Raw genomic sequence first — 12,599 nt, forward strand, 5'->3', positions numbered from 1 at the left:
CCAGGGTGGAGAGCGCGTAGCGCGACGCCTGCAGCGGCGTCTGGAGAGGCTCGGCTACAAGGTGGAACTGCGGAAGGCCGCCTGAAGAGCGCGACCCCGGCTCCGTAGTTTCTATTCAGGAGCCGCCGCGCGGAATCGTCGAAGTGACGAAGCTTCGGGCGGCGACGAAGGATCTGCGGGCTGGGTCCGAGCGTGAGTCTGGCAGACGCGCGAGTCCCCATCCGCAGATCCTTCGGGCGCACGAGCTCTCGTGCAGACGCGGCTTCGGTGTGTGCGCCCTCAGGATGACAGCGTGTCTATAGTTCGGATTTGTAAACATCCTCCCTCACAGCACCCGCCTCCGCAGCGCGTCGAACGCCCGCGCCTCCGTGCGCGCGGCGGGGCTCGCGGGGTACTCGTCGGGGAACAGGCTCCAGATCATCTCGTCGCGCGGGGCGCCCTGCGGCGCGGCCAGGCGGCGGCGCAGCGTGCCGTCGTGCGTGAACCCCAGCCGCCGCGCCACCGCCGAGCTGCGCGCGTTGTCGGGATCGCAGTGGATCTCGATGCGCGCATCACCTCGAAGCCCACCCGCACCAGCGCCCCCGCCGCCTCGGCCGCCAGCCCCCTCCCCTGCTGGTCGGCGCCGATCCAGTAGCCGATCTCCAGCGCGTCGGGGCCCACCCGCCGGTGCAGCCCCGTCCCGCCCAGCACGCGCGCCTCGTCCGCGGAGAAGATCCCGTAGACGTAGTCGCGGTCCCCGTCGAAGTCCGAGCGGAAGCGGCGCAGCAGCTCCGCCTTCTCCTCCACCGGGACGGGCTCGCCCATCGCCCATGGCATCCAGGCGCGCAGGTGCTCCAGGCTGCCGGCGATCGCCTCGTTCAGGAGCGGCGCGTCGGCCGGGTCGTAGCAGCGCACCACCAGCCGCGGCGTCTCGATGCGGTACGCCGGCCGGCCGAGGGACGTGGTCGCGTCGGGCATGTGGGTCTGAGTGCGAAGTGCGAAGTGCGAAGTGCGAAGTGCCGGGTCGCGGCGCGTACGAATCTGCCCGTAGACCCCGGCGTCCGCCACCGCGAATGCCCGCGAGAGCCCACCACGCGGGATGCTTCCGCCCGCGCGGGCGGCGCCGTATACTGGACGACGCTTCCTGTGGTACCGCGCCCCCGGCCGCCTCGGCACCCGGGAGCGCGGCTTCGTTCGGAGCATCTCCGTTCTCCGAGGGACCGGCGCCCCCACCGCACGCGCCGGCGGCGGTACCGGCGGACGCTCTCCTCGCGCCGCCGTGCGAACGTGCAGGCCCACCCCTCACAGGAGCTCCCGCCATGAAACGCACCCCCGTCGTCCTCCTGAGCTTCGTCGCGGCGCTGCTCGTCGCTTCCGCGTGCACGGAAGACGAAGGCGGAGCGCCCGCCAAAGGGGCCGCCATCGCGTCCGGCGACACCTTCCCCACCGACACCGCCAACCCGCCCTGCGCGCTCCCCGGCGTCAACCGGCTCTGCTCCTTCGTCCCGCACGACGTGATCGTGCGCATCCTGGCCGGCTACACCGGGTTCAACGCGCGCGACCAGCGGCACTTCGACACCTTCTCGTGGCAGAGCTTCGTGGCGCTCAACTGGCCCGCGTCGGCCGACGGCGCGCCGCTGCCGTCGTTCACCGACAGCACCGGCGCGCCGCGCGTGTGGGAGACCTACCTCGACGCGGCCGAGGTCTACGGCTCCGGGCGCCCCACGCCGTGCAACGTGGGCCCGGGCCAGAAGTTCCTGGGGCAGATGGCCAAGAACGGCGACGTGGTGGACCCCGACGGCGACTTCGATGAAGCCGTGGGCGGCCCCCTGGCCGACGTGAACGTGAACTTCGCGCTCTACGAGAAGAAGCTGAACCCCGCCGACGTCGAGTACCTGCGCACGCACCGCCTGAACACCCCCGAGGGGCAGTACGCGGCCGACACGGCCGGGAAGGCGCTCTCCTTCACGGCCGGCTACTACCAGAACGCCGACTCGGCCGCGGGCGGGCAGGTGGGCGCCATCGAGGTCAAGGCCGCCTGGCGCGTGCTGCAGCCCGAGCGGGGCGACGACACCACGCGCTTCTACACCCGCCGCGCCGTGGTGTACGTCCCCGCGCGCAACAGCGCCACCGGGCGCGACATGTGCCTGAACGTGCAGGTGGGGCTGGTGGGGCTGCACATCGTCCACAAGACGCGCAGCTTCTTCGGCGACTGGATCTGGACCACCTTCGAGCACGAGGACAACGCCCCCACCTGCCCCGACTCGGCCGCCCCCGGCGCGCAGTGCGGCGCCGACCGCCCGCGCTGGTCGTTCTACAACGCCGCGTGCACCGGCTGCGCCGTCAACGACTCGCTCCACCTGGCGGCCACGCGCGACACCACCTTCCTGTGGGACTCCGTCCCGCCGTACGCGGGGCGCTACGCCGTCCAGGGGAGGTTCGGCAACCAGATCACCCGCACCGAGCCGATCGTCCCCATGACCGACAGCGTGAATACCCTGTGGGTGGGGCGGATGGGCGCCACCGTCTGGCGCCACTACCGGCTGATCGGCACGCAGTGGATGTCGGGCGACCCCCGGTCGAAGCTGGAGCCGGTGCCGCTGGTGCTGCGCAACACGGCGCTGGAGAGCTACATCCCCCAGGGCTCCTCGTGCCTGGGGTGCCACCAGTACGCGTACACGCTCCCCGACACGGTGCGGAAGGACTCCGTCTTCGCCGACTTCAGCTTCCTGCTGCGGATGGCCAAGCCGCGGCCGGCGTCGATGCTGCCGCTGTTCTCGCTGGAGCGCGGCGTGCCGAACCGCGACCAGCGGCGCCCCACCACCGTCATCCAGCCGATCCCCGGGCACCACCTGCCCGACTCGGCCCGGCAGCGGTGACGCGGCAGGATCGAAGCACCCGCTCCCCGGCCCCGGACGCGCGGCGCTCCCTCCCGCCGCGCGGCGGGGGGAGGGCCGGGGAGAGGGGGTGCCCGCGGCCGCGCCGGAGCCCGTCACGACGGATCCCGATCCACCCTTCACCCCGAGAGACCGCATGGAGCACGAGTTCGAGACCGACGCATGGCCGGTGGTGCGCGCCCGCTGGTTCACCGACGTGCGGGAGAAGCGCAAGGTGCGCCTCGTCGTCATCCACGACATGGAGGCGCCCGAGAAGGGGAGCACCGCCGAGAACGTCGCCCGCTACTTCCAGGACCCGCGCGACGCCAAGGGGAGGCCCGTCAAGGCGTCCGCGCACCTGTGCATCGACAACGACAGCATCGTGCAGTGCGTGCTGGACAACGACGTGGCCTTCGCCGCGCCGGGCGCCAACCACGACGGCATCCAGCTCGAGCTGGCCGGCTTCGCCCGGCAGAAGCGCCACGAGTGGCTGGACCCCTACGGCATCCTGATGCTCGACAAGGCGGCCGACGCCACGGCCCAGTACTGCCTCAAGTACAACATCCCGGTGCGCCAGCTCACCAACGACGAGCTGAAGGACGGCGTCAGCAAGGGGATCGTGGGCCACCGGCAGGTGTCGCAGGTCTTCAAGAAGTCCGACCACATGGACCCGGGCCCCGACTTCCCGTGGGACCACTTCCTGGCGCGCACGCAGAAGTTCTTCGCCGAGCGCTCCAAGCGCTTCCAGGACCTGCAGCGCCCCAGCCCCGTCCCGCCGCCGAGCGGGTGATCGACGCGGAGCCGCGGACCGGAACCGCTTGAACTGCTCGTTCGGGCGTGTCCCCCTGAAGGGGGCCGGGCTGCGCGCGCGGTAGGGCAGCAAACCACGCTGCCCAACCGCGCCGGGCCGCCGCCGCCACACAACCCCCGTGGCGGCGCCGTCCCGGCCCTCCGGGCGCGCATCCCTCACGCAACGGCAGGGGACAGGGAACACAGGGGACGGGGGACACCCGGCATCACCGCCCGTCCCCGCACCGATCCCCCTGAAGTACCCTCTCCCGAAGTTGGGAGAGGGTGGCGACGCGGTAGCGGCGCCAGGGAGAGGGCCCGTCGGGACCCGTGCTCCACGGCGAGACGTGAAAACGCGGAGTGTCCCACGCCGGGACACTCCGCGTTCTCTCATCTGTTTCCCCGCCTCCCGAGAAATCCGTTGCAACGGATTCAGTTACACGCCACACCCGTCACGCCGTGACGGAGGGAGCGGCGCTTGCCGCGGCACCGGGCGTGAACCCGACCCAGCCCCGGCTCGCCGGCCCGGCCGCGCTACGGCGCCACGTCGTGGAAGCCGAGCTCCTTCTCGCGCTCGATGGTGGTCCGCATGGTCCACTCGCTGTCGAAGAGGATGAGCGGCCTCTCCTTGGCGTCGTACACCAGCGCGCGCCCGTAGCCGCCGCCCGCCACCCGCTCGATCTCCCGGATCGGCCCCTCCACCCAGCGGGCGCGCGTGTAGCTCATCGGCTCCAGGCGGGCCTTCACCCCGTACTCGTGCTCCAAGCGGTGCAGCAGCACGTCGAACTGCAGCCGCCCCACCGCCCCCACGATCGGCGCCGGACCGGTGATGGACTGCGCGTAGAAGACCTGCGCCGCCCCCTCCTCGGAAAGCTGCTGCAGCCCCGTGTCCAGGTGCTTGCGGCGCATCGGGTCGGGCACGTGCACCCGCGCGAAGTGCTCGGGGGAAAAGCGCGGGATCCCCGCGAACTCCAGGTCGCCGTCCGCCGAGAGCGTGTCGCCGATGCGCAGCGTCCCGCGGTCGTGGATGCCGATCACGTCGCCCGGCCACGCCTCCTCCACCAGCGTGCGCTCGCGCGCCAGGAACTGCGTGGGCTGCGCCAGGCGGATCGGCCGCCCCGTGCGCACGTGCTTCACCTGCATCCCCGCCTCGAAGCGCCCGCTGCACACGCGCACGAAGGCGATGCGGTCGCGGTGCTTGGGGTCCATGTTCGCCTGGATCTTGAACACGAAGCCCGTGAACGCCGGCTCCTCGGGGCGCACCTCGCGCTCCGTGGCCTCGCGCGGGGTGGGCGGCGGCGCCAGCTCCAGGAACTGCGCCAGGAACGGCTCCACCCCGAAGTTGGTGAGCGCGCTCCCGAAGTAGGCCGGGCTCACCTCGCCCGCCAGGAACGCCTCGCGGCTGAACTCCGCCCCGGCCAGCTCCAGCAGCTCCAGGTCGTCCAGCAGCTTCCCCAGCGCCTCGTCGCCCAGCTCCCCCGCCAGATCGTCGGCGTCGAAGTCCAGCACCCGCCCGCCGGCGCGCGTCTGCCCGTGGTCCTCGCCGCGCTCGAAGAGGTGCACGCGGCGCGTGGAGCGCTCGTACACCCCCAGGAAGCGGTCGCCGGCGTGGATCGGCCAGGTCATGGCGTAGCACTTCATGTCCAGCTCGCGCTCCACGTCGTCCAGCAGCTGCAGCGGGTCGGCGCCGGGGCGGTCGCACTTGTTCACGAAGGTGACCACGGGAGTGCGGCGCAGCCGGCACACCTCGAACAGCTTGCGCGTCTGCTCCTCCACGCCCTTGCGGTTGTCCAGCAGCATCACCGCGCTGTCGGCCGCCATCAGGGTGCGGTAGGTGTCCTCGGAGAAGTCCTGGTGGCCGGGGGTGTCCAGCAGGTTCACCTGGAAGCCGCCGTAGCCGAACTGGAGCACCGAGCTGGTCACCGAGATGCCGCGCTCCTGCTCCATCGCCATCCAGTCGCTGGTGGCGTGGCGCGCCGCGCGGCGCGCCTTCACGCTCCCCGCCAGGTGGATGGCCCCGCCGTAGAGAAGGAGCTTCTCCGTGAGCGTGGTCTTCCCCGCGTCGGGGTGGCTGATAATGGCGAAGGTCCGCCGCCGGCGGACCTCGTCGCTGAGTCGATCCATTTTTCGCTTCGCGGCTGGTTCAGGACCGGGAAATCTAACCACAAACACCGCATCGCTCAACGGACGCGGCGCTTCCGCCGCGCCCCGGAACCCGCAACCAGGGAGGGACCCATGAACCGCTTCGTCCGCGCCGCGACTCCCGCGCTGTTCGTGCTGGCGCTGGTGCTCCCCGCGTGCTCCGGCGGAGGCGGGGGCGGGGGCGGCGGCGGCATCACCCCGCCCCCGCCGCCTCCGCCCCCGCCGCCGGGGAACTCGGTCACCGTGCACCTCACGGCGGGCCTGCGCTTCTCGCCCGCCACCGTCAACATCGCGCCGGGCACCACCGTGCGCTGGATCAACGACGCGGCCCTCGGGCACACCGTAACCCCCGACAACGCCGCGCAGCCGGGGGCGTGGACCAGCCAGGCCCTGACCACCCAGAACCAGGTGTTCGACCACACCTTCAACACGCCCGGCACCTACAACTACCACTGCGAGCCGCACCGGCTCGACGGCATGACGGGCGTCGTCGTCGTGCAGTAGGGGGAGTCGAAGGCGGCTGATGCTGATTGACAATCTAAGTCGGTAACACGAGTTTGCGAGGCAAACTGAACAAAGGAGACAGTTTGCCGAAGCGACGCACTCTCGTGTTGAGCCCGCAGGAGCGAGACGAGCTGATCCGGAGTCGGGATCGGGAGCCACGTGCCTACCTGCGAGAGCAAGCTGCGGCACTGCTGAAAATCGCCGATGGCCAGACTCCGCACGCGGTTGCCCGCACGGGGTTGCTGCGATGTCGGGATCCCGACACAGTTTACGGCTGGCTCGACTACTATGACGAGTACCGTAAACTGCGCGTGAGGCCACCCTGCCGTCGGCGTTTTTCCCCCTGACGACGCCGCGCGCGAGGCGTTGCTGGAGCGGCTCCACCAGCCGCCGGAGTGTTGGTCGGCGCCCGTTGTGCCAGCGCTGCCTCCTCGCTGGAGCCTGGCCTTGATTCGCCAACTCTGCCCCGAGTTGAGCGAGATCACGACAGACTCCGGGTCCTGCGGCGAATGCAGCGCTGGCGCATCGCCTGGAAGGTAGGACGGCTGCACCTGGTCAGCCCCGATCCGGAGTACGCGTCGAAGCTCGCGGCGATTGCAGCCGCACGGGCTCGGGCCGCCGCCGATCCTCAGCGGGTGAAGGTCGTCTATGTTGACGAGACGACCTTCTACCGTCGTCCGGAGCGGGGCTGCAACTGGTATGGACGCGGCGGTGGCGGAACCGCTCAGCCGACGGTGCAGCAGGCGCCCGGCTCGAATACGAAGCGGCGCATCATCGGAGCGCTCGACATCACCGACGGGCAGGTCTGCTCGATGACCCGGAGTGTGATCGGGGTGCGGGCACTCGTCTCGTTTCTCCATCAGCTGCGCAGGCACTACGGGCCGGACGTGGAGATCGTCGTGATCTGGGACAACTGGCCGAACCACTACCATCGAGACGTGCTGCTGGCAGCCGCCGAGGCGAGGATCACGCTCCTGAACACCCCAACGTACGCGCCGTGGACCAACCCGATCGAGAAGCTCTGGGACAAGCTCAAGGACGAAGTGCTTCGACTGCATCGGTTCTCCGACGCTTGGGCCACGCTGCGCGGCCGGGTAGACCAGTTTCTGGCGGAACTGCAGAGACCCAATGCCGGGTTGCTGCGGCACGTTGGCTTATTACCGGGTTAGTTTTTCAATCGGCATAAGCCGCGGCAACAACGGCAGAAAGCCTCGCAAAACCCCGCGAGGCTTCAACCGCTCGACCCCTTCGCTCCTCGCCCGCCGCTTCGTCGCGCGGAGCGCCGGAGTGCTTCCCTCTCCCGGAGTTCGGGAGAGGGAGCGCGGCGCTGGTCGTGAGGGTCCGTGTGAGCATCTCCTTCCAGCAGTACCTCTAACCCGTTGCGCACATTCCGCGTATCTTGTCCTGCCGACAGGCGCGATCCACCCGCCGCGGGCGCCGGGAGAAGTCTGCCCCAACGCTCCGGGCGGAGGCGCTGTAAGCCGTGGTCGCTCGTTCGGCGCGGCGCGGGCCGCGGCCGGGAAACGGACTCTCCACTCGGAAGGACGCCCATGCTTCGCAAGACGCTCGTCCCCGGCGCGCTCGCCGCGGCCCTTGCCCTCGCCGCCGCGGCGTGCGACCAGTCGGCCACCGCCCCCGACGAGGGCCTGTCCCCCGCCGAGGCACAGGCGCTGGCCGCCGAGATCGGCGCGCAGGACGCCGCCATGCTGGGCAGCTTCGGCACCCCGTCGTTCAGCCTCTCGCCCGAGGAGGCCGGCGGCGCGCTGGCGGCCGCCATCACCACCACCACCACCTTCACGCGCACCCGCGCCTGCCCGCTGGGCGGCAGCGTGACGCTGGCGGGCACCATCACCGACACGCGCGACCGCGAGACGCGCAGCGGCAGCCACACCTTCAACGCCACGCGCACCGAGAACGCCTGCGTGTTCCAGGGCCGCCGCGACGGCGTCACCATCACCGTCAACGGCAACCCCAACACGGCCATCACGGCCAGCCACAGCGTCACCAACGGCGTGCGGGGCGTGGGGACGGCGACCAAGAAGGGGAGCTTCGCCTGGTCGCGGAGCACCGGCCAGTCGGGCACCTGCGCCATCGACCTCGTCTCCACCTGGGACCCGGCCACGCACACCTACACGCTCAAGGGCACCTTCTGCAACCAGACGGTCGACGTGACGCGGACGTGGACGGATTGATAAGTGCCCAGTGCCCAGTCCCAAGTGCCCAGTAGCTCGGCGCGGAGACCAGGCGAGAGCAGCGGCCCCGGGAGTTGATCCCGGGGCCGCTGTGCGTTCCGATCCACAGCTGCGTTTTCGCAGTTCCTGGGCACTGGGCACCAGGCACTGGGCACCTGCCGTTCAGTCCGCCGCCATCGGGGCCTCGGGGAAGAACTCGGGGCCGCCCAACGTCTCCTCGCGCACGAGGGAGGTGCCGGTGCGCTCGTCGTACTCCACGCGCAGCACCTGGTCCAGCCCCTCCCGGATCCCCTCGATGTGCGTGATCAGCACCACCTGCTCGAAGCGGTCCTCCAGGTGGTGGAGGAGCTGCACCACGTTGTCGCGGCGGGCCACGTCGAGCGAGCCGAACACCTCGTCCAGGATCAGCAGCGAGAGCGGGTGCCCGGCGCGCTCGGCGATCATCTGCGACAGCGACAGGCGCAGCACCAGGTTGGCCACGTCTTCCTCGCCGCCCGAGATCACCGGCTTCTCCTCGCCCTCGTCCAGCACCATGATGTTGTACGACTCGTCGATCTCCATGGCCGTGTAGCGCCCGTCGGTGAGCTGGGCCAGGAAGAGCGAGGCGATCTCGGAGAGCTCCGGGCGCACCTGGTCGTTCAGCTCGCCGCGCAGCTCCGTGTAGGCCAGGTCCAGCTCCTCGTGGTGCTTGAGGTCGGCCTCCTGCGCGGCGATCTCCTTGGCCCGCTCGTGGTACTGCGCCTCGGCGCGCTGGGCGGACTGCAGCACGTGCTCGGCGGTGCGCACGGCGCCCTGCATCTCCTTCGCGCGCAACTCGCAGCGGCGGTGGCGCTCCACGGCGGCCTCGTGCTCGGCGCGCACGGCCACGAACTCGGCCTCGGTGAAGCCCAGCGCCTCGCGCTCGGCGGCCGCCTCCCCGTGGCGCTTCGCGGCCGACGCCTCGCGCGCCGACGCCTCCGCCTGCTCCTTCTCCCAGCTCGGCCGGCGGGCCACGCTCTCCTCCAGCCGCGCGGCCTGCTTCTCCACGGTGCGCAGGCGGGCCAGCTCGCGCTCGGCCTGGCGGTGCGCCCCTCGGTCGTAGCCGGCGGGGATCGCCGCCAGCTCGGCGGCCAGCTCGCCGCGGCGCCGCTCGCGGGCGGCGTGCTCGGCGGTGAGCGACTCCAGCTCCTGCACGGCGGCCTGGCAGCGGGTGAGCTTCTGGGTGCGGTCGTCGATCTGCGCCGTGAGCGTCCGCTCGCGCTTCTCCAGCTCCAGCAGCTCGGCGGGCTTGTGCTCGACCTGCTCGTAGCGGCTCTTCCACCAGACGCCGTCCTGCTTGACGTCCTGGAACTGGTCCTCCAGCTGCTCCAGGAGGCGCGCGTAGTCCTTGCCCACGGGGCGCCCGCAGGTGGGGCACTTCCCCTCGGGGCCCAGCTCGCGGATGTTCTTGATCTGCTCCTTCAGCTCGCGGCCGCGGTCGCGGTACCCCTGCAGCTTGGTGAAGGCGTCCTGCCGGTCGGTGAGCCAGGCGGTGTTCTTGGCCTCCAGGTCGCCGGCCGCCTCGGCCCGTTCTCCGCGCAGCCGGTCCAGCTCCTCGGCGAACTTCTTCTCCAGCCCGGGCGCGTCGCCGATCCGCTCCATCCGCTCACGCCCGCGCTCCAGCTCCTGCTCCAGCTCCGCGAGCTGCGCGGCCAGCGCCTTGCGCCGCTCGTCCTTGCGGGCCAGGTCGGAGAGCCGCTCGCACTCGGCCGAGAGCGCCGGCAGCGCCTCCAGCTCGGCCCGGAGCGGCGCCAGCTCGCCCTCGGCGCCGGCGATCGCCGCGAGCGCCGCCGCCGCGCGCTCCAGGTCGCGGCGGGCGGCCTCGCGCTCGGCCTCGGCGGCCTCGATGGTATGGGTGAGCTCGCGGTGGCGCTCGCGCGCGGCCTGCGCCCGCTCCCACTTCGGCAGGACCGCCTTGAGCTCCGAGGCCGCCTCCTCCGTCTCCAGCTCGGCCGCCTTCAGCTCGTCGACGGCGGCGCCCATCCGCTGCTGCGCCTCGAGCCGCGCGGCCACCAGCTCGTCCAGGTCGCCGAGCGCGGCCTGCAGCCCCTTGATCTCGGCGCGGATCTCCTTGCGCCGCTCGCGCAGCAGGTCCTGCGCGCGCCGGAGCCGCTCGTAGCCCAGCACCTGGGAGAGGAACCGCCCGCGCTCCGACGGCCCCATGGCCGCCAGGAACTGCAGCTCCTTCTGCCCGGTGAAGTAGGTGTTGAAGAACTCCTCCCGCGTCATGCCGATGGCATGCTGGAGGTAGTTCGTGGCCCCGCCGAGCGTGGCGGCGACCGGGGTGGGGCCGCCGTCGAGCCAGACCTCGGCGCTGGAGAGGGTGCGCGAGACGCGGTACTCGTGGCCGCCCAGCGCGAAGCGCAGCTCCACCTCCACGCGGGTGCGCGGCGCCGCGCGGCTGAACCGGATGGTCTCGTTCGTCCCCCGCGCGGCCTGGGCGCCGTAGATGGCCCAGGCGATCCCCTCCAGGATCGTCGACTTGCCGGCGCCGTTGGGGCCGATGATGCCGGTGAGCCCCGGGCGGAACTCGATGAAGCTGTCGGCGTGCTGGCGGAAGTTGCGCAGGCGCAGCGAGAGGAGGCGCATCAGCCCACCCCCTCGGCGGTGCGGTCGATGTACTCCACCCCCAGCGTCACCAGCCGCTCGCGGTCGATCTCCTTGACCGTCGGCTTCCAGTGGTGGCGCAGGTAGCCTTCCACCTGCTCGCGCAGCGTCTGCCGGCGCACGGGGGCGCCCGAGCCCACGCGGCGGCGCACCTCGGGCGGGCGGGCGTCCAGGTGGAAGTGCAGCGCCTCGGCCTTCCACTCGCGGATGCGCTTGTGGTTCAGCTCGCGCACCACCGAGCGGGGGACGTCGTAGACCACCAGCCGCACCATCTTCCCGCGCACCCCGTCCTCGATCGACTCCACCCGCGCGCCGATCGCCTCGTCGACCTCGGCGGGGGAGAGCCCGGCGGCCTCCACCTTGGGGAGGTCGACGATCTCGCGGGTGGGGACGGGGTGGAAGTCGGCCGCGCGCGCCTCGGTGTCGTAGAGGAGGAAGCCCTTGGGGCCCTTCTCGAACCAGATGTTGGCCGAGGTGCGCTCCAGCCCGCCCGGGTACCACATGTTGGGCGCCAGGTCGGTGGCCACGTGGTAGTGCCCGAGCGCCACGTAGTCCCACCGCTCGGGCCCGATAGCGGTGTTCTCCACCTCGGCCCCGCCGAACTCGGTGGTGATGCGGAGCTTCTCGTCGGCCTCGGCGCCGCGCACGGTGCCGTGCAGCATCAGCAGGTTGTGCTTCGCCGCCGGGTCGGGGTCCATCCGCGTCTCGTGCTCGACGGCCAGGGTGCAGTGGGGGATGCAGAGCACGCTGGCCGCGAGCTTCGGCAGCTTCACCGGGCGGCAGTCCTCGTAGATCACGTGGACGCCGTCGATCTCGCGGAAGAGGGCGAGGATGTTCCCGGTGTCGGCCGAGCGCGGGGAGTCGTGGTTGCCGGCGATCATCACCACGGGGACGCCCGGCAGCCGCTCGGTGAGCACGCAGAACTGGCGGAAGGCCTCGGCGATTGCCGTGTTGGAGGGGCGCACGGTGTGGAAGACGTCGCCGGCCACCAGCACCACGTCGGGCCTAAGGTCGGCGACCTGGGCCACGGCGTGCCGGAAGGCGTCGGCGACGTCGGCCTCGCGCACGTTGACGCCGCGCGGTGTGGCGCGGTGGTAGGCGCGGTAGCCCAGGTGCAGGTCGGCCAGATGGGCGATTCTCACGGACGGATCAGACGAGACTGCTGCAAGACGAAGTGAGGGCGAGGGGCCTGCTTTAGTACACGGAACGCGAGACGATGTGCGATGAACTATGAGGGACGCTGGTGAGGCTGTCTCATGCGCTCGTACGCCTCGATCTCTTCCACCACCTGTTGCCGGAAGGACTCCATCGGCTGCATCGCGCGCTCCAGTTCTTCACCCTCGATCCCCATCTCCAGAAGCCGCGTGCGCTGTGCGGACATCGCGACGGAATCTCTCTGGAGGTACTGGAGCGCTCGCTCGTACTCCTGATCGGTCCGGATCATGGGGTTCGCCGAGGATGAGACCGCCTTGCGCCGGGGGCCGCGACGCTG

The 12,599-nt window shown here is 71.2% G+C and carries 10 protein-coding genes; 5 read left to right on the forward strand and 5 right to left on the reverse strand.

The features are described 5' to 3' along the window. Positions 1–417 precede the first annotated feature (417 nt). Complete coding sequence (locus tag VF746_19225; protein ID HEX8694564.1) at positions 418–957, reverse strand: GNAT family N-acetyltransferase; 540 nt, start codon at positions 955–957, stop codon at positions 418–420. Positions 958–1,298: 341 nt separating this feature from the next. Between VF746_19225 and VF746_19230 the strand changes: the two genes are divergently transcribed. Both VF746_19230 and VF746_19235 read left to right on the forward strand, forming a co-directional pair. Continuing rightward, positions 1,299–2,858 carry a hypothetical protein gene (locus tag VF746_19230; protein HEX8694565.1) on the forward strand — a complete coding sequence of 520 codons (1,560 nt, stop codon included), beginning with the start codon at positions 1,299–1,301 and terminating at the stop codon, positions 2,856–2,858. Between the two features lie 154 nt (positions 2,859–3,012). Continuing rightward, the gene (locus VF746_19235; GenBank protein HEX8694566.1) at positions 3,013–3,645 is read left to right on the forward strand and encodes a peptidoglycan recognition family protein; all 633 of its coding nucleotides are present in this window, start codon (positions 3,013–3,015) and stop codon (positions 3,643–3,645) included. 533 nt (positions 3,646–4,178) lie between these two features. Here the strand turns inward: VF746_19235 and VF746_19240 are convergent. Further along, positions 4,179–5,768 carry a peptide chain release factor 3 gene (locus tag VF746_19240; protein HEX8694567.1) on the reverse strand — a complete coding sequence of 530 codons (1,590 nt, stop codon included), beginning with the start codon at positions 5,766–5,768 and terminating at the stop codon, positions 4,179–4,181. A 111-nt stretch (positions 5,769–5,879) separates the two neighbouring features. Here VF746_19240 and VF746_19245 point away from each other — a divergent pair, with 111 nt between their 5' ends. The 3 genes from VF746_19245 to VF746_19255 all read left to right on the forward strand — a co-directional run bounded on the left by VF746_19245 (position 5,880) and on the right by VF746_19255 (position 8,482). Beyond that, on the forward strand, positions 5,880–6,290 hold the full coding sequence (locus VF746_19245) for a plastocyanin/azurin family copper-binding protein (GenBank protein HEX8694568.1): 411 nt from the start codon (positions 5,880–5,882) through the stop codon (positions 6,288–6,290). A 509-nt stretch (positions 6,291–6,799) separates the two neighbouring features. Further along, positions 6,800–7,459: an IS630 family transposase gene (locus VF746_19250; GenBank protein HEX8694569.1), complete on the forward strand. Its 660-nt coding sequence runs from the start codon at positions 6,800–6,802 to the stop codon at positions 7,457–7,459. A 381-nt stretch (positions 7,460–7,840) separates the two neighbouring features. Further along, complete coding sequence (locus VF746_19255) at positions 7,841–8,482, forward strand: hypothetical protein (protein ID HEX8694570.1); 642 nt, start codon at positions 7,841–7,843, stop codon at positions 8,480–8,482. A gap of 162 nt (positions 8,483–8,644) precedes the next feature. Here the strand turns inward: VF746_19255 and VF746_19260 are convergent, their stop codons facing one another. The 3 genes from VF746_19260 to VF746_19270 form a co-directional block, all read right to left on the reverse strand. Beyond that, positions 8,645–11,089: an SMC family ATPase gene (locus tag VF746_19260; GenBank protein ID HEX8694571.1), complete on the reverse strand. Its 2,445-nt coding sequence runs from the start codon at positions 11,087–11,089 to the stop codon at positions 8,645–8,647. Continuing rightward, complete coding sequence (locus tag VF746_19265) at positions 11,089–12,249, reverse strand: exonuclease SbcCD subunit D (protein ID HEX8694572.1); 1,161 nt, start codon at positions 12,247–12,249, stop codon at positions 11,089–11,091. Before VF746_19265 ends, VF746_19260 begins: the two co-directional genes overlap by 1 nt. Before the next feature lie 86 nt (positions 12,250–12,335). Beyond that, complete coding sequence (locus VF746_19270; protein ID HEX8694573.1) at positions 12,336–12,551, reverse strand: hypothetical protein; 216 nt, start codon at positions 12,549–12,551, stop codon at positions 12,336–12,338. Positions 12,552–12,599 lie beyond the last annotated feature (48 nt).

Origin of the sequence: Longimicrobium sp. (genome assembly GCA_036389795.1) — a bacterium.
Lineage (GTDB): Bacteria > Gemmatimonadota > Gemmatimonadetes > Longimicrobiales > Longimicrobiaceae > Longimicrobium.

Excerpts from the sequence above, each read along its gene's own strand:
- VF746_19225 (HEX8694564.1), bottom strand. The coding sequence starts at position 957 with ATGCCCGACGCGACCACGTCCCTCGGCCGGCCGGCGTACCGCATCGAG.
- VF746_19230 (HEX8694565.1), top strand. The coding sequence starts at position 1,299 with ATGAAACGCACCCCCGTCGTCCTCCTGAGCTTCGTCGCGGCGCTGCTC.
- VF746_19235 (HEX8694566.1), top strand. The coding sequence starts at position 3,013 with ATGGAGCACGAGTTCGAGACCGACGCATGGCCGGTGGTGCGCGCCCGC.
- VF746_19240 (HEX8694567.1), bottom strand. The coding sequence starts at position 5,768 with ATGGATCGACTCAGCGACGAGGTCCGCCGGCGGCGGACCTTCGCCATT.
- VF746_19245 (HEX8694568.1), top strand. The coding sequence starts at position 5,880 with ATGAACCGCTTCGTCCGCGCCGCGACTCCCGCGCTGTTCGTGCTGGCG.
- VF746_19250 (HEX8694569.1), top strand. The coding sequence starts at position 6,800 with ATGCAGCGCTGGCGCATCGCCTGGAAGGTAGGACGGCTGCACCTGGTC.
- VF746_19255 (HEX8694570.1), top strand. The coding sequence starts at position 7,841 with ATGCTTCGCAAGACGCTCGTCCCCGGCGCGCTCGCCGCGGCCCTTGCC.
- VF746_19260 (HEX8694571.1), bottom strand. The coding sequence starts at position 11,089 with ATGCGCCTCCTCTCGCTGCGCCTGCGCAACTTCCGCCAGCACGCCGAC.
- VF746_19270 (HEX8694573.1), bottom strand. The coding sequence starts at position 12,551 with ATGATCCGGACCGATCAGGAGTACGAGCGAGCGCTCCAGTACCTCCAG.